The organism is Actinoplanes sp. NPDC048967, from assembly GCF_040649415.1.
Lineage (GTDB): Bacteria > Actinomycetota > Actinomycetes > Mycobacteriales > Micromonosporaceae > Actinoplanes.
Map to the genome: position 1 here is coordinate 761,087 of NZ_JBEZFL010000002.1, position 16,070 is coordinate 777,156.

Here is a 16,070-nt window from a genome sequence, read left to right on the forward strand (position 1 = left end):
GGGATCGGCCCTTCTGCGTGCGTGGTGTCAGGCGCGGAGCTGCCGGATCGCCCCCAAGTTGATCTCGGCTGACAGGATGAGCGTCCCTTCGGACATGGGACTGACGTGACCTCTGAGTTCGGCGTCCGGGCCCGGCGGAGGCTGCGCCTGTCCCGATCGCTCTCCGTGCTGCTGCTGCTCATGGTCGTCGCGGCCGCGGTTCGTCTCGGTCTGCTCCTTCTGGAGTGGCCGGCGAGCAACAGTGACGAGGCCACGATGGGACTCATGGCGATGCACATCGCCGAGGGCGCTCATTTCCCGAGTTTCATGTACGGCCAGTCGTACATGGGTACCGCGGAGGCATATCTGCCCGCAGCTGTGTTCCGGGTGTTCGGGCCGTCCCTGGCCGGGCTGCGCGTCCCGATGCTGCTGTTGTTCCTGCTCTTCCTGGCCGCGCTGTATGTGCTGGCCCGGCGTCTGTACGGCGATGCGGTGGCGTTGGTCTCGGTCGGGTTGCTGACGCTCGGGTCACGAGAGTTGTACGGCCATCAGCTCGTGGCCCAGGGTGCGATGCCCGAAACGCTGCTCATCGGCACCCTGCTCCTGCTCCTCGCCCATCGACTGCTGGACACGCCGGCCGACCCGAGCCACGCGGGTGCGCAGCGGTGGCGGCTGGCCGGCTGGGGCGCCGCCGCCACGATCGGGTTGTGGAGCACCCTGCTGACGGCTCCGTTCGTGCTCACCTCGGCGGTGCTGGTCTGGATGACTCTCCGCCGACGAGCGGCCTCACCGCCGGGCGGACTGTGGGCACTCAGCGGCGGACTGCTGATGGGCGCTGTGCCGTGGCTTCTGCACGACTTCACTCACCCGTGGCGGGACAGTGGTGTGGTCAGCGTCGTGACCATGTACCTCAATGGTGGCACCGGGCTGAACGGCGAACAGTCGGCCGGTCTCACCAGCCAGGTGACCAACACGGTGACGACCAGCCTCCCGTACGTCACCGGCGGCTCCGCGATCGCCCACCCGTTCTCCCGGCCCGCCTGGGCCTTCGGCTATTCGGAAAGCTGGCATCCACCGACGGACGACGCTGTGGCCACACTGTGGGGGATCGCCCTCATCGTGCTGTGGACCGTGGGGCTCTTCACCTGCATTCGCGTCCTGCGTCACCGGCGCAGCGCGCCGGACCAGCGAAGTGGTGAGGCGCCCGCCCGGGCCCAGCTGTACGGCAGGCTGGCGATGCTGACCGCAGCCGGTCTGACGGTCGTGGCCTTCGCCGCCAGCCCCACACCAGGCGTCGCCCCGGCCAACAACGCCCGCTATCTCATCGGCGTCCTCGTCGCCACCCCAGCCGTCGTGGCCGCCATGTGGAGTCTGTGCTCGGTGGCACCGCGATTCGGCGGGCCGCTGCGGACCGCGGTGCTGATCTTCGTGGCCATGACGCTGACTCTGGGCACTGCACAGGCTTACCGGGACGCCTCCCGAGCTCCGGGCGAGGCCACCAGCCGGCAGCTGATCGAGGCACTACGCCGCGAAGGCATCACCCATATCTACAGCGGTTACTTCGACTGCAACCGGCTGACCTTCGTCAGCCGGGAGCAGATCATCTGCGCTGTGCTGTTCGGCAGTCCCGCCGAAGGGCTGCATCCGGGGTTCGATCGCTACCTGCCCTACCGGACCGAAGTGCGGGCTGACCCGCTGGCGACCTACGTGTTCCGCTCCGGCGACTCCCGCAACACCGCCCTGGGCCGCCTGACGTGCCACTGGCAGAAGCGGTGGCACTTCGCCGGCTACGAGATATGGCAGCCGGCCGCCGGCTGCCCCGTCCCCGCCGCGCAGAATGGCTGACGCACCCAATTCGGTGGCCTGATCGGCCGCGGCGGGCGAGCATGGTCGCCATGGCGAGGGACCGGCTGTGGTTGCCGCTGCAGGGCGGCCTGCCACCGGTCGGCAGCGTGTCCGGCCCCGTCGTGGAGATCGCCTGTGACGAGTCCGGCTTCTCCGGCAGCAACCTGCTCGATCCCACCACCCCGGTGATCACCCATGCCAGCGTCGACCTGAGCGTCGGCGAGGCGGTCGGGTTGATCGCGGCGTTGCGGTCCGGGTTCCGGTATTCGCCGTACGAGTTCAAGTCGGGGCAGTTCCTGCGGAGTCCGCAGGCGGGCGAGGCGCTGGATTGGTTTCTCTCGGAGCTGCGCGGCCGGGCGAACGTTCAGCTGGTCGACAAGGAGTTCTTTCTCGTCACGCGGATCGTCGACTTCTTTCTCGGGGAGCCTTCCTACGCGGCCGGCACCCGGCTCACCCAGCGGAATCGGCCGGCGGCTTCCCGCCTTTACCGGGCCGGGCGGTCGGCCGGGGACGCGTGGGGCGTCTTTCTCGCTGCGTTCGTCGAGCTGGTACGGCTCAAGCGGCGGCACCGCCCCGATCCGGAGGCGTTCGCCCAGTTCTTCCGGGCGCGCGATGAGCTGGGTCCGGACGCACTTGACGGGCTCGACCGGGCACGCGTGCAAACGGTCCTGGCCCGGCTGTTCGACGACGACCGGTCGATCCCGCCGCCGCTGGAGCCGATGCTGCCCGCGCTGGCCGAGACCGTGCTGTTCTGGAGCGGCGGGCACCGGCAGGTGCTGGTGATCCACGACGAGCAGAGCGCCCTCACCGCCGGGCGGTTGCGGCAGTTGCAGCAGTTGCTGGCCGACGAGGCCGGGTTGCCGCCGGGCGGGGTGTCGCCGCTGGCCGGGCTGGTCACTGTGGACTCCCGCGATGATCCACGGGTGCAGGTCGCCGACCTCCTCGCCGGGGTGGCGCGGCGGTTGCCAGGGTCTTCCGGCGACGGGCTCCTTCAGCCGTTCCTCTCACCGACGTCGCTTCGTGATGGGCCGCCGTGAGCCGCGTTCGCCAGTTCGGCCGGTGGCGTCAGCGATTCCATCGTGCGTACCCGGGGCAGCGGTGACCGCAGCAGCCACCAGGACCCGAGCATCCCGCCCGCTGCGGCGATCAGCAGGGTCGGCCGCAGGCCGATGCCGCCGCCCAGCAGGCCACCGACGACCGCGCCCAGCGGCCGGGCCCCGTAGTTGATCGTGCCGAACACGCCGGCCACCCGGCTGCGCATCTCGTCGGCCATGACCGCGGCCTGCACGGAGTTCAGGTTGATGTCCATCATCATCACGCCGAAGCCGGCGATGGCCTCCGCGACGGCCAGCGAGGTGGCCGCCAGCCACACCGGCCCGCCGGCCAGGGCGATCACCGCGGTAGGGGCCGGGAAGAGGATCGCGCCGAGCAGCATCATCCGGCCCACCCCGAAGCGCCGGGACAGCCGGGGGGCGAGCGCCGCCCCGGCGAGGCCGCCGAGTGCGCCGAGCCCCAGCGCCAGGCCGATGACCCCGACCGGCAGGCCGAGCGTACGGGTGGCGAAGAGCACCACCAGCGCCTGCGCGACGTAGCCGAAGAAGTTGACCGTGGTGACACAGCCGAGCCCGGCGCGCAGGTACGGATGACCGAGCACGTACCGCAGTCCGTCGCGGGCGTCCGTGAGCAGTGACCGGCGTGGTTCGACCGGCACGGGCGCCACCTGGATCCGGCCGATGAGCAGCGCCGAGCCCAGGAACGACACGGCGTCCACCAGCATCGCCACCGGCGCGGTGAGGGCCTGGATGAGCAGGCCGCCCAGTGCCGGACCGGCCACGAAGGACGCGGACCGGCTCACGCTGAGCTTGCTGTTCGCCTCGACGTAGCGGCTGCGGTCGACCAGGGCCACGAAGAACGAGGGGTACGCGGCGGAGAACAGCACCTGCCCGGCCCCGGCCAGCAGCGCCACGGCGAACAGCTGTCCGAGGGTGACGACGCCGAGCCAGTGAGCGACGGGCAGGCTGAGCAGCGCGGCGGCGCGCAGCAGGTCAGCGGCCACCAGCAGGCGCTTGCGGTGCGCCTGGCGGTCCACCCACGAGCCGACGAGCAGCGAGAGCAGGTTCGGCGTCCAGACCGCGGCCGTCAGCAGGCCGACCTGGGTGGGCGTGGCGGACAGGGTGAGCACGGCGATCAGCGGCAGGGCGAGCTCGCTGATCCGGTCGCCGAACTGGGAGATCGTCTGCCCGGCCCACAACCGCTCGAAGCGCCTCACGACTCCTCCCCCGGGACCGGCCGGAAGTCGTCCGCTCCCGGCAGGTAGTGCCGCAGGATCCGGACGATCCGGGCGCCGGCCGGTGCTTCCGCTTCGGCGCGGTGCACGTACGGCGCGATCAGCTCGTCGATGCGCCCACTGAGCTCCGCCAGCTCGTCGGGGGTGAGGGGCACGCTGGTGTTGGAGATGCCGGCGACCTGCTGCCACCGCGCCGGCAGGGTCGGCCCGACGTCAGCGAGCCAGGCGTTGACCTGGTGCTGGGCTGCCATGGCGAGCTGCTCGCCGAGGGCCCGGGCGGCCAGCCGCGACTCCGGGTCGTCGCCCATCGTCACCGAGAAGCCGCGCGACTTGGCTTTCCACCAGCGCTGCCGGCGGTCGCCCGGCACCTCCTCCGGGTCGGCGTCGGTGACCAGGCCGAAGCCGGCCAGGTGCCGCAGGTGCCAACTGGTGACCGACGGCGTCGCTCCCACGTGCGGCGACAGCGCGGTCGCGGTCGCGGGTCCGTTGCGCTGGAGATAGGACAAGATCGCCAGCCGTACGGGGTGAGCGAGCGCTCGCATCGTCTGCGGGTCGGTGACCTGCAGATCGCCGAACGGATTCGTGAGAGACATGTTTCGAGAGTAGTCTCTCACATCTCGGGTCGCTACCCCTGCGCCGCGGCGATCGCCTCGTCGACGGTCGGGAAGATGGCGAAGTACCGGCTCAGGCCCACGGTCTCCAGCAGCGACACGAGGAAGCGGTTGGCCCCCGCGAAGCTCAGCCACCCACCCCGGGCGACGATCACGTGCTTGGCCGTGATGAAGGCGCTGAGCCCCACGGAGTCGCAGAACTTCAGGTCCGCGAGGTCCACGACGATGCGCGGCACCGGCCGTTCCAGGAGTTCGGCCAGCAGTTCATGGAGCTGGGTGGCGGTGTCGGCGTCGAGTTCGCCCTTCAGGCGCAGCACGGCGACATCGGAGCGGAGGTCGGTCACGGTGGCCTGCATGGAGCATCACTTTCGTCCTGGTTAAGGGGATTCACAGCGTAGATCCACCCGAACGGCCGATGGCGGACAGTTCGTCCGCTCCTTCACCGTCGCGGCGTCGCGTTGCGCAACCGGATCCCGCTGAACCGCAGCGAGCTCGCGGCGACCGCGTCCATGACCGCCCACAGGTTGCTGACCAGCCGCAACTGGATCCCGGCACCCTCGTGCAGGGCGAGCAGGTCACCGACGGGCTCGGCCGGTCCGAGCGGGGTCACGGCGGTGGTGGCAACCATCGCGTGCGGCTGCGGGGAGCCGAACGGGCGGAACGATGCCGCGTCGAAGCGGTACGCGTACAGGCGGACTGCCTGCAGAGCCGGCAGCCAGCCGTACTCGATGGCATGCACACGGCGGTCGCCGAGCCAGCGGCGGTCGGCCGCGGTGGTCTCCGGACCCGTCCAGGCCAGCACCCGGGGGCAGTCTCGGGGGAACCAATAGGCCGGCGCCTGCTCGGCGTCGACGGTCCACACGTACGGCTCGGGTTGCTGGGCAGTGGCCGCGACGTGCGGCACGAAGCTAGTGATGGCGGGGTCTTCGGAGAAGTGCAGGACCTGACCGGCGAGGGGACGCACCGCTGGTTTCTAACAGAATCGGGCCGGGCCCCGCAGGGTCCGGCCCGATCGAGAATGTGGCTGGCCGAGAAGTTCAAGCGTGCGGCACAGCCCGGCTCCTGGCGCTCAGAGCTTGCGCCACTGCCAGCGTGGACCGCGCCACGCGTCGGCCAGGATCAGCGCGGACGCCTTTCCTGGACACTGCTGCACCTTGGATTTGCCCTGGGGGCCACCCATCTGGGCTTCGACCTCCCAGACCTCGCCGTCGGTGCGGACGTAGACATCCCGGCGCGCGAGCCGGTTGTCACCATTCCACCAGTGCTGCTCAACTCTCACCTGACCAACCTTAGGGCAGACATAGACACCTTTGCGCGAGGCCGTCGTGTGAAACTTTTTCGCCGCCAGGGTGGGACGGGTTGTCCGATCCGGTGGATTTCGGCCCTACGCCTTGCGCAGACGCGACATATTAGGGCGGCGCCTTAACTGTTACTCCGGGTAATCTTCCCAGGTAACAACGTCGCTCCGCCAGGGACGAAACGGTACCGACGCGCATCCGTCACCTGATCAGCGAATTTGATCATGGTGGGGCGGCGGCAGCAGGGTCCCGAGGCCCGGCGTCGACTCCGGCCAGACAAGGAAAATCTGGCACGGTGCGTGATCGACGACGAATCGGGTGTGGTGTCCGAGACTGCGCGGCCCCAGCCGGCTGCGGTCACCGTCGCGGGCCAGCACCAGAAGATCCACATTGGCGCACGCGGCCACCACCTCACGCTCCGGCCGGCCCCGCCGTACCTCTCGGGCGGCATCCCGGCCGAGCCGGGCCGCCGCCGCGTCCAGCAGCTCGGTCTCGGCCCGGGCCAGCAAATACTCACCCTGATCGGTCGGGCCGGAGCGGCCGAGCAGACCCACCGGGCCACTCAGCGCGGCAGCCGTCGCGACATCCACGACGTGCAAGAGCGTCACGTCACCGGGCAGGGGGCGCACCGCATCGACACAAGCCGCCCAGGTGCCCTCCGCGACCCACACCAGGATCCTCACACCCCAGACACTCGCAGACTCACCCACAGTGACGCCACCCCGACGATCAAGCAGGCCGGCACGGTGAGTGCACCGAGCCGCAGAAATTCACCCGTCACGGGCGGGTGACCACTCTTGTGCAGGATCTGGCGCCACAAAAGAGTGGCGAGCGAGCCGACGTAGGTCAGGTTCGGCCCGATGTTGGCGCCCAGCAGCACGGCCAGCACCAGACCGGGACTGTGCGCGGTGAACGGCAGCAGCATCAGGGTCGCCGGCAGATTGTTGAGCACGTTCGCCAGCAGGGCGGCCAGGAAAGCCATGGCCAGCAGGCCGAGCAGGTCGGCGTGGTGCGGGGCGACCCGGTCGACCAACGCGCCGAAGCCGCCCCGGCTCACGCCCAGCACGACCACGCCCAGCGCCAGGACGAAGACGCAGAAGCCGGGATTCGCCTTCCGCAGCAGAGTGGGCACGCCGACCCGCAGCCGTACGGCGAGCACCAGCGCACCGGCCAGAGCCACCCACGCCGGGTGGACGCCCAGCGGGGACGCCAGCGCGAAGCCGGCCAGGGTCACGCCGAGCACCGCCAGGGCGAAGCGCGGGGCCGGCACCGCCTCGACCGGCGGCCGGTGTGGTGGCGTGGCCAGATCGTCGGCGAAGAAGCGGCGCAGGATCACGTACTCGACGGCGATGACGGCGAGCCAGGGCAACGCCATCAGCCCGGCGAACCCGAGGAACGACAGGCCGGCCGCGGACATCGCCAGCAGGTTGGTGAGGTTGGACACCGGCAACAGCAACGAGGCGGAATTGGCCAGGTGGTTGCAGGCGTACACGTGGGGTTTGGGCCGGATGGCCAACGCCGAGGCCGTGGTGAACACGACCGGCGTCAGCAGCACGACGGTGGCATCGAGGCTGAGCGCGGCGGTGACCGAGGCGGCGATGACGAACACCAGGCCCAGCAGCCGACGCGGCGAACCCTTGCTCCACCGCGCCGCGGCCGCGCCGGCGAAGCGGAAAACCCCGCTCCGGTCGGCCAGGTACGCGAGCAGCAGCACAGCGGCGAGGAAGGCCACCGTGGGACCGAGATCACCCAGCTCGTGGAGCGCATCACGCCACGGCACGAGCCCGGCCAAAACGGTGAGCACCGCCGCCGGTACGGCTCCGACGGCCTCGGGCAGACCCCGGGGTCGTACGACAGCAAAACCGAGCACCGCGAGGAGCAGCAACAGGGAGATCGCGGTGGACACGATTGCGCACCCTACTGCTGGTCGCGGCCTCGCGCACAGCTCGCGTAGCGTCTCCATCATGCTTCGTCGATGGGGTCAGGCCGGCCTGTTCCTGGCGCTCGGCGCCCTGCTCTGGATCATCGGCGGGTCGGTGTTCTCCTTCCTCGCCTTCGCCCTGCTGGCGGCGTTCGTGTCGCCGCTGGTCTTTCCCCGGTCGATGCCGGCCGCGGAGGCACAGCGCCGCAGCGCCGCGGACGGGCGCGCCATCGTCTACTGGCGGCCGGGCTGCCCGTTCTGCCTGCGTCTGCGCGCCGTGCTGGGGATCACCTCGCGCCGCGCCTACTGGGTGGACATCTGGCAGGACCCGGAGGGCGCGGCAGCGGTCCGCGCGGTCGCCGACGGCAACGAGACCGTCCCGACGGTCATGCTGGCGGGGAGCCCACACGTGAACCCCGATCCGCGGTGGCTGCGGAGCCGGCTGCGCGCCGGCTGACCAGCCGTTGCAGGACGACCAGCGGCACGACACCGACCGGATACCAGGCGACGTCCACCCAGTCGAAGCTCGCACCCAGCACCAGCCGCGCCACCGGACTCCGCTCGGACAGCGCCTCGGGAACGCCGGTGAGCTGGAAGAATTCCACCGCCCAGCAGAAGCCGACGGCGAGGATCCCGGCCCGGACGGGCGGGACCGCCGGCCCCAGCAGAAAGACCCCCGCATAGATCATCGAGGCGTAGAGCGCCGTGCCCGAATACTGCTCGAGCCCGCCGTCGCTCACCGACCGGATCCCGAAGGCGAGCCCGACGATCACCACGCCTGCGGCAAGGGCCGGCAGTCGTCCCCGCACCATCCGCAACTCGTCGCTCAGGTGCCGCGGATCGTGAACGTCTTGGACACTCCGCCCACCGCATAACTGTCGCCCGGCGCGTACACGCGGTAGGAGTAGGTGGCCTTGCCCGCCGGGGTGGCCGCGAGGGTGAACCGGCCGCTGTCGCGCACCTTGGCGGTGCTGACCTTGCGCCAGGTCTTGTCCGGGTAGAGCCGCTGCAACTGCATGACCTTGCCCTTGTGCAACGGGGTGGCGCTGCCGTTGACGTTGACACTCTTACCGACCGGCGCCGATTTCGCGGCCGGGGCCGCACTGACGGCATAGCGCTGGGTGCGCACGTGCCCGCCGTCCGAGGCGATGACCGTCATCGGGTACGACATAGCCGGCTGATCGACGCCAGGCACCCAGACGCATTGCAACCACTGCCGTTGAGTGGCGTTGAGGGTCCGCTGGTACGTGCCGTCCGCGCGGGTCTTCACCGTCGTGATGTTGCCCGGCTCCGCGCAGCCGTTGTCGGAGCTCAGCCGCAGCGACAGATTGGCCCAGGGCTTACCGGTGGTGGTGTCCCAGGCCCGGACCCGCTGGGTGACCGGCTTGCCGGCCGGAGCCGGCTCCGGCGAGAACGTCATGTCCAGACCCGGCCGGTGCGAACTCTGCACCTGGAGGCTGGGTGTGTCGACCAGCGTCCGCGGATCGGTGTCCAGCACATTGGCATAGGTCTGATCCGCGGCATAGATGCTGATCGGCTGCACTGTCCCGCTCCAGGCCGAGGTGACCGGAAGCTTGCCGGTCCAGATCCCGTCCTTGTCGGTGCCTTCGGCCAATCTCAACAGCACCAGGGAATTCGGCGAGGCGTTCAACCGGAGCCGGGGCGAAGCCAGCTCCTGGCCCGCCACATACTCGATCGGCTGGACGCCGGTCTCGTCGGTCAGCCGCACCCGCACCCCGACCAGCTGGGTCTGGATGCCGGACACGGTGACCGAGGTGCGGTCCAGGGTGATCGACTCAAGCCGGGGCGGCGCAGTGTCCGCAGCCGACGCGGCAGATGCCGGCCCGGCAGGAATGAGGGACAGCACGGCAGCAACTGCCGGCGCGACGAAAGACGTTCGCATGATGCGCACTGTACGGATCACGCGCAGCCCTGTCCGACCTGTTCCCAGGGAACCTCCCGGCCTCTTCGATGTCTTTGTCACTGCGGACCGGAAACCGTGGAACAGACGGGAACAACGATGACGGAACGAATCCGCGCACTGCTCGACGAGGCGGTTGCCGGAGTGGGGCCGCGCAGTCCTGACCCCGTACCGGAGGTGCTGCGCCGGGGGCGGGCCCGGCGCCGGCGGCTGGCCGTGGCCGGGACGGCCGCCGCGGTGGCAGTGGCGGTGTTCGCTGTCGGCGGGATCGTGGCCGCGAACCGCGGCACGTCCGGCAAGACACCGGCGTCACGCCCGTCCAGCGAGCATTTCGAGGCCACGGTGAGCGGCGGCTATGTCCGTACCGGCGGGCTGGCCGTGCCGATCCCGCCCGGCTGGCCGGTGATCCAGGACAAACGGCTCACCTACTGCGAGGTCCCGGCGAACGTGTTCCTGGTGAATGTCGCGATGACGGACGCGCCCTGCGGCCCCACCCGCCACGCCTTCGTCGGTCCCTGGCGTCCTTACGGCACCCCGGCATCGGTCGCGGAACTGGCCCTGATCAACGAAGTGGTCCTGCCGGGCGGGCAGCCGCTCTGGCTCAGCGGCAACGAACTGGCCAACGTGCGGGCGGCTCCGTCAGCCAGCGTGAACGCACCGTGGGCGGCGGCGAGTATCTCCATCCGCGGGCAACGGCCGCAGGTCGAGGCGCTGCTGCGCGGCATCACCGCAAACCCGGTCCCCCCGGCGCGACTGACGCTGCCCGAAACCTCGCCGGCCGTGCAGCTCAGCGTGAGTGCCGAGAAGCAGCTCACCTCGGCGGACCCCGCGGTGATCGAGCAGGTCCGGGCCCTGCTGGCGGCCCTGGATCAACCGGTACGGCCAGGGGAGCTGCCGTGTCCGGGAGCGACGAAGGTGACCGGCACCTGGAAGCTGGCCGGCACGGACATGGCCGCGCTGACGTTCACCGACCCGATCGGCCATCTGGCCTCGGCCGAAGTAGCGATCAGCGCCGGCGACACCTGCGCGTTCGCCACGTCGTCGCTGGGCGGCCGGGTGCACCTGCCGGCCGGCTTCCTGGGCCGCGTCGAGCAGCTGCTCGGAGGCCGCTGATGAACGCACCGGACGGCTTCGCCGACTTCGTGCACGCCCGGTACGCCGCCCTGGTCCGGCACGGAACGCTGCTGACCGGCGACCACGGGCACGGGGAGGACCTGGTGCAGGAGGCGCTGGTGAAGACCCTGCGGGCGTGGTCCCGGCTGCACCCCGACGGCGACCCGGACGCGTACACCCGCCGGGTGATGGTGCGGGCGGCGTGGCGGGCGGGCCGGCGCCTGTGGCATCGGGAGGTACCCACCGCCGTGCTGCCGGAGGGGACGGGCGGCGACCCGTACGAGCCGCAGGACACCGCCAGGCTGGTGCTGGGAGCGCTGCGGGCGTTGCCGGCCCAGCAGCGGGTGGTGCTGGTGCTGCGGTACTGGGCCGGCCTGAGCGAACTGGAGATCGCGACGATGCTGGGCTGCTCCACCGGCACGGTGAAGAGCCGGGCGAGCCGGGCGATAGCCGCCCTGCGCCGGGCCGACGGGCCGCTGGCCGAGGAATTCGAGAGAGTGCGCGCCTAGCCCGGAAAAGAGAGATGCCCGGTGACTCGCGGAGTCACCGGGCGTCTGCCCTGCTTGCTGGCGGTGGTGAAGGGATTTGAACCCTTGGAGGGCTTGCACCCTCACACGCTTTCGAGGTCTGTGATCAACGGTCCGCGGCAGGTCGGCACCGTGCGTGACCTGGGCTAGGCGCCTCTGCCGGTAGTCAGCGACCATGCGCGAACGCTGACGAACGAGACCAGATCTGAGACCATGGACTCTCCATCTCGAACGAGGTAGAGGCATTGGCGCTGACGTGCATCGTGTCGTGAACGCCCAGCCCACCGCTTCGGTCGCTCTTGGCCTAGCGTCGTTCCAGCCCGGGGCGATGTGAAGCGTAGCCCTCTCCCCGATTTCTCCAAGCCATCAAGTCAGCGAGGACGGAGCGAGCCGCTCACAAAGCACCGAACACCATGGCCGGATACCCACAACGCCACTACAGCTGAGACGAGCCGCCCGGCAGGCCGTGCGATTTACTACTATGTAGACGTGAACAAGCGATTGTCCCCGTCAAGGGAAAAGTCGATTCCCAACAAGCGTCTAAGGGGCTCCTTCCGAATTACTCGGGAGGAACCGATGTCAGACGACGATCTTTCAGAGGTGTCCTTCGGTGTTTTAAGCATGACGCCAGCACTTAGACTTGAGGAGAGTGCTCTTTGGCGGCGGTCGACAGCGCTCAAGTGGACGATAGCAGGAATGTTGGTGATTGGCGCCTTAATTGCCTTTGTCACCAACTTCTGGGAAGTAAAAATACGAGAGGCCCAGGGTCAGCGCACAAGCTTCGCCGAGGTGTTTTTTAGCGGAAGCTTCGGGGACAAGGACCCCGTGACCTTTCTCGGCGTCTTCATAGGCGCGGTATTTGCTGTGGGGCTTTTCTATTGGCAGCGCTCCACGCACCTTGACTCATTCAAAGTTGGTATGGCGTCAAGAGCGCTAGAGCGCGCAGAGGGGAAACTTGCAAGCCAAAATGCGATCTCCCTCCCACAACTATGGTCAGTAACTCAGAAGAGGCTGGATTTTTACCACGGCATCGCAACCGCTCAAGCCCGTGTCAGCTTCCGGAATGCTCAAGCTGCCATGGTGGCCGGCTTCGGCGCTGTGCTCATCGCTGCGGTTTATGCATCTTCAGCACGCACGGGCACAGCAGCAGTTGCTACGGCAGCGCTGGGTGGAGCGGGGGCGGCCCTGGCGGCTTATATCGGGCGCACGTTCATACGAGCCCAGGAGTCCGCCGCAAACCACCTAAAATCATACTTCCTCCAGCCTTTGGAATTCTCTAAATTCCTTGCAGGTGAGCGCCTCTTGATGCTTTCTTCTGAAAATAACCGAGATTCAATCATTGGCTCAATGGTTACTGCTATTCTCGGCGGCCAAAACCCCACCTTAGAGGCGAGCCAAGATAGCTCATCGCAAAACGGAGCCACATAGCAGCACGTGCGCTGCACTTCAGTACGGCCGAGGGGGACTGGGTGTTCACGACGCCGACCGGCGGAGCGCTGAACCCGCGCACTGATTACACGGAGTGGAAGCGGCTGCTCAAGAAGGCTGGCTTGCGGGATGGCCGGCTACACGACGCGAGGCACACAGCCGCCACGGTCCTTCTGATCCTAGAAGTGGCCGAGCGGGCCGTCATGGGCATCATGGGCTGGTCCGATTCCGGCATGACGAAGCGATACCAACACCTCACCGCCCAGGTACGCCGTGACGTAGCTGCGAAGGTCGGTGGGCTGCTCTGGCAGCCGCCCACCGACGGCTCCGACGAGTCGGACGACGGAGCGGTCTGATCCTGGCGCAGGGTAACTGACATAAGCCTGAGAGGTGCCCGGTGACGCACCCAATGACACCGGGCACGTCTTGGCGTCAGTGCAGGTACAGCCTTGCGCACTAGTCCACCCCGAGAGGTCATGACACCTTACCCCGACTTAGGTATCTGCGCAGATCGTTGGGCTTGTTGAGCAACGAAAGTAGGTACATGAATCCCAGCAATGAAAGGTCCGGTGGGACCTCGCCATCGTGACCGGCTAGAAGTGCATTGTTTTCTTGTACAGCAGTGAGACGGTTAGTGCCATGACCATGAGTGGCATTACGCAGAATCTTTATGTACTGTGCTGTCGCCCGCTCAGGTGTTATGCCCTGCACTGTCGATGCCAGGAAAAACCCATCGCGCATCTGCTTCAGTGCAGTTATGCCACGTTCTGCCGATGGGAGCAAGACCGCCGCCGCCCCAGCTGGAAGTGACGAACGCAGGGATTCGAGTGTCTTCTCGGCGAAGCTCAAGTCACATAGGTCATTGATAGATTTCCCTAGGAGCCGTTCAAGAGTGTCTAGAACCGTAAAAAGAAGAACCAACTGAGCATTCTTGTCACGATGAGAAGTGATGATAGAATTAACTCTATTGAACAGTTGCTCCACCGTCATGAGTGCCTGATGATGCCTAGCTGGATCGTATGCACCGGTCGGCTCGGCGAATAATACGGGATCGGTAATTGCACTGAATAGGTCATTGAGCCGATTGACCCACCATGTCGCAGCTTCGGAACAGGAAGCCGCCTCAAGCTCTGGGTTCTTCCAGGTCGAGACGGCGGCTCCCGCCGACGGCAGCAGGTGGAGCATTTCAGCTGCCCTAGGGCGCGTGCCCGCCAATGGCCGGCCAAGACTGAAGAGGATTGCCCCGAAAGATCTAACAGCCGCGAAGCCCCATACTCCGGGAGTCAACGAACCCATCAGCGGTCCGAGATACACATCAAATCCATACAGGCCTTTAAGAAGTCCCGAGCCACTCGCGAAAACGCTCTCGCCCGCGTCGAGCAATTCCTGCAGGTGCTTGGCGTCACCTTGACGCAGCTGCGGATCGTATTGGAGACGCAAAAGCACGCTGGTAAGCTTCGCGCGGTGCAGGAGGGCGGCAGTCCGTCGAACGAGATGGACGCTGCAATTTTGAAGGGGACGTATGGACAGTTCCCTTTCAAGAGGAGTGGCCAGAAGGTCTTGATAGATCTTTCCGAGTGTGGTCGGCAGTCCACTCGGAGACTCCACCGTGGCGAGCAGCTTCCAATAGTAAAGAAGATCTATGATGTCTTCGGTATTTTGGGCCCGCTCACCGAGGCTGTTGACGTGGGCAATAATTGTCGGATCAGAGCCGGGAGACTTGACGCCGCCTTTTCTCTCCGCAGAGACCACAGCTTCGAAGTTCGGCTGCCTACGCGCTGGCCCTGCTAGGTCATCTATCTCAACCAGACTGGGCCGTGAACGCCGGTATGATTCCTCAGTTTGTATGGCATATCCGTCAGCCACCTGCCGCGCTCGAATTTCTGCGCGGGTAAAAAATGGCTCAGCTTTGCCACCCCAAAACCACGGGGGTAGTGATAGGTGAACGGATGTACGCGAGACGGGTGCAGCTTTCACGAACGCGAGACTACTTTGGAGCGGCCGGGTCACCAAAGGCATTAAGCCTGCTGGTTGATGAAGGACGGCGCTCAACGGCAGAGCTAACAACTCGACTCGTCGTCCCCCGTCTCGCCTCCTCGGATGTTCAACGTAAGGGGTGTCGGGCGCTGGGGTTGCGGCTCAGGGCCGCGCAACCCTGATGAGACCAAGACTGAGACCAGACAGAGAGACGCCCGGTGACTCGCTGGGAGTCACCGGGCGTCTGCCCTGCTTGCTGGCGGTGGTGAAGGGATTTGAACCCTTGGAGGGCTTGCACCCTCACACGCTTTCGAGGCGTGCTCCTTAGGCCGCTCGGACACACCACCGCGCAGTAGATTACCGGATGGCTCGGGGCGTCCGCCGCCGGGTTACCCACCCGGGCAAAGCGCGAGGTCGTGGCACCTCGGCCCCACCCGCCTGGCAGGATCTCGACCATGAGTGTGCACATCGGCGCGCAGCCGGGCGACATCGCCGAGCGGGTCCTCCTACCGGGTGACCCCATGCGGGCGAAGTGGATCGCCGAGACGTTCCTGACCGATCCCGTCTGTTACACGCAGGTGCGGGGCATGCTGGGCTTCACCGGCACCTGGCAGGGCGTACGGGTCTCCGTCCAGGGGTCCGGCATGGGCATGCCGTCGGCCTCGATCTACACCCACGAGCTGATCAACGAGTACGGCGCCCGGTCGCTGATCCGGATCGGGTCGTGCGGGGCGCTGGCCATGGACCTGAACCTCGGTGATGTCATCGCCGCGATCGGGTCCGCCACCGACTCGAACATGAACCGGGTGCGCTTCGACGGGCTGGTCGACTACGCGCCGGTCGCGGACTTCTCGCTGCTGCGTACCGCGGCCGACGTCGCCGACCGGCGCGGCGTCGCGCTGCGGGTCGGCCCGATCCTGGCCGCGGACGCCTTCTACACCGACCGGCCGGACCTGTACGACACCCTGGCCGACTACGGCGTGCTCGCCGTCGAGATGGAGTCGGCCGCCATCTACACGATCGCGGCCCGGTACGGCGCCAAGGCGCTGACCATCCTGACCGTCAGCGACCACATCAAGCGCGGCGACAAGATGGATTCCGCCCAGCGTGAGCAGGGCTTCTCCGACATGGTGCAGATCGGCCTGGACACCGCCATCGCCTGA

The 16,070-nt window shown here is 67.6% G+C and carries 17 protein-coding genes, 1 tRNA gene and 1 pseudogene; 8 read left to right on the top strand and 11 right to left on the bottom strand.

Going from position 1 to position 16,070, the window contains the following annotated elements; all coding sequences use genetic code 11:
* Window positions 1-105 precede the first annotated feature (105 nt).
* The gene (locus AB0C12_RS10275) at window positions 106-1,824 is read left to right on the top strand and encodes a hypothetical protein (RefSeq protein ID WP_360546220.1); all 1,719 of its coding nucleotides are present in this window, start codon (window positions 106-108) and stop codon (window positions 1,822-1,824) included.
* Between the two features lie 50 nt (window positions 1,825-1,874).
* Entirely contained in the window at window positions 1,875-2,861 is a 987-nt protein-coding gene (locus AB0C12_RS10280) for a hypothetical protein (protein WP_360546222.1), read from the top strand.
* On the opposite strand, the gene AB0C12_RS10285 is transcribed toward AB0C12_RS10280, so the two are convergent.
* The 7 genes from AB0C12_RS10285 to AB0C12_RS10315 form a co-directional block, all read right to left on the bottom strand.
* The gene (locus tag AB0C12_RS10285; RefSeq protein ID WP_360546224.1) at window positions 2,816-4,093 is read right to left on the bottom strand and encodes an MFS transporter; all 1,278 of its coding nucleotides are present in this window, start codon (window positions 4,091-4,093) and stop codon (window positions 2,816-2,818) included. The genes AB0C12_RS10280 and AB0C12_RS10285 overlap by 46 nt on opposite strands.
* Complete coding sequence (locus tag AB0C12_RS10290) at window positions 4,090-4,704, bottom strand: helix-turn-helix domain-containing protein (RefSeq protein WP_360546226.1); 615 nt, start codon at window positions 4,702-4,704, stop codon at window positions 4,090-4,092. Before AB0C12_RS10290 ends, AB0C12_RS10285 begins: the two co-directional genes overlap by 4 nt.
* Window positions 4,705-4,736: 32 nt before the next feature.
* Window positions 4,737-5,078 carry an STAS domain-containing protein gene (locus AB0C12_RS10295; RefSeq protein WP_360546228.1) on the bottom strand — a complete coding sequence of 114 codons (342 nt, stop codon included), beginning with the start codon at window positions 5,076-5,078 and terminating at the stop codon, window positions 4,737-4,739.
* Between the two features lie 83 nt (window positions 5,079-5,161).
* Window positions 5,162-5,686, bottom strand: coding sequence for a DUF6886 family protein (locus AB0C12_RS10300; RefSeq protein WP_360546230.1), 525 nt, complete (start codon window positions 5,684-5,686; stop codon window positions 5,162-5,164).
* Between the two features lie 105 nt (window positions 5,687-5,791).
* Window positions 5,792-6,001, bottom strand: coding sequence for a hypothetical protein (locus AB0C12_RS10305; RefSeq protein WP_203768881.1), 210 nt, complete (start codon window positions 5,999-6,001; stop codon window positions 5,792-5,794).
* Window positions 6,002-6,229: 228 nt separating this feature from the next.
* Window positions 6,230-6,703 carry a universal stress protein gene (locus tag AB0C12_RS10310; RefSeq protein WP_360546232.1) on the bottom strand — a complete coding sequence of 158 codons (474 nt, stop codon included), beginning with the start codon at window positions 6,701-6,703 and terminating at the stop codon, window positions 6,230-6,232.
* A complete protein-coding gene (locus AB0C12_RS10315; RefSeq protein ID WP_360546234.1) occupies window positions 6,700-7,926 on the bottom strand; it encodes an ArsB/NhaD family transporter in 1,227 nt (408 codons plus the stop codon). The genes AB0C12_RS10310 and AB0C12_RS10315 overlap by 4 nt, the downstream gene beginning before the upstream one ends.
* 58 nt (window positions 7,927-7,984) lie before the next feature.
* Here AB0C12_RS10315 and AB0C12_RS10320 point away from each other — a divergent pair, with 58 nt between their 5' ends.
* On the top strand, window positions 7,985-8,398 hold the full coding sequence (locus AB0C12_RS10320; protein ID WP_360546235.1) for a glutaredoxin domain-containing protein: 414 nt from the start codon (window positions 7,985-7,987) through the stop codon (window positions 8,396-8,398).
* On the opposite strand, the gene AB0C12_RS10325 is transcribed toward AB0C12_RS10320, so the two are convergent.
* Complete coding sequence (locus tag AB0C12_RS10325) at window positions 8,328-8,753, bottom strand: DUF2809 domain-containing protein (protein ID WP_360546237.1); 426 nt, start codon at window positions 8,751-8,753, stop codon at window positions 8,328-8,330. The genes AB0C12_RS10320 and AB0C12_RS10325 overlap by 71 nt on opposite strands.
* A 14-nt stretch (window positions 8,754-8,767) precedes the next feature.
* Entirely contained in the window at window positions 8,768-9,844 is a 1,077-nt protein-coding gene (locus AB0C12_RS10330) for a hypothetical protein (RefSeq protein ID WP_360546239.1), read from the bottom strand.
* A 117-nt stretch (window positions 9,845-9,961) separates the two neighbouring features.
* Between AB0C12_RS10330 and AB0C12_RS10335 the strand changes: the two genes are divergently transcribed.
* The 4 genes and pseudogenes from AB0C12_RS10335 to AB0C12_RS10350 all read left to right on the top strand — a co-directional run.
* A complete protein-coding gene (locus tag AB0C12_RS10335; protein WP_360546241.1) occupies window positions 9,962-10,975 on the top strand; it encodes a hypothetical protein in 1,014 nt (337 codons plus the stop codon).
* Complete coding sequence (locus AB0C12_RS10340) at window positions 10,975-11,484, top strand: SigE family RNA polymerase sigma factor (RefSeq protein ID WP_360546243.1); 510 nt, start codon at window positions 10,975-10,977, stop codon at window positions 11,482-11,484. The genes AB0C12_RS10335 and AB0C12_RS10340 overlap by 1 nt, the downstream gene beginning before the upstream one ends.
* Window positions 11,485-12,078: 594 nt before the next feature.
* On the top strand, window positions 12,079-12,930 hold the full coding sequence (locus AB0C12_RS10345; RefSeq protein ID WP_360546246.1) for a hypothetical protein: 852 nt from the start codon (window positions 12,079-12,081) through the stop codon (window positions 12,928-12,930).
* A gap of 29 nt (window positions 12,931-12,959) precedes the next feature.
* Window positions 12,960-13,286 (top strand): annotated as a pseudogene (locus AB0C12_RS10350) (tyrosine-type recombinase/integrase); the annotation flags it as partial.
* 118 nt (window positions 13,287-13,404) lie between these two features.
* On the opposite strand, the gene AB0C12_RS10355 reads toward AB0C12_RS10350, so the two are convergent.
* On the bottom strand, window positions 13,405-14,682 hold the full coding sequence (locus tag AB0C12_RS10355) for a hypothetical protein (RefSeq protein WP_360546248.1): 1,278 nt from the start codon (window positions 14,680-14,682) through the stop codon (window positions 13,405-13,407).
* A gap of 482 nt (window positions 14,683-15,164) precedes the next feature.
* A tRNA-Ser gene (locus tag AB0C12_RS10360) sits at window positions 15,165-15,254 on the bottom strand.
* Between the two features lie 108 nt (window positions 15,255-15,362).
* Between AB0C12_RS10360 and deoD the strand changes: the two genes are divergently transcribed.
* Window positions 15,363-16,070 (top strand): purine-nucleoside phosphorylase, encoded by a 708-nt coding sequence (gene deoD / locus AB0C12_RS10365; RefSeq protein ID WP_360546249.1) that lies wholly within the window; start codon window positions 15,363-15,365, stop codon window positions 16,068-16,070.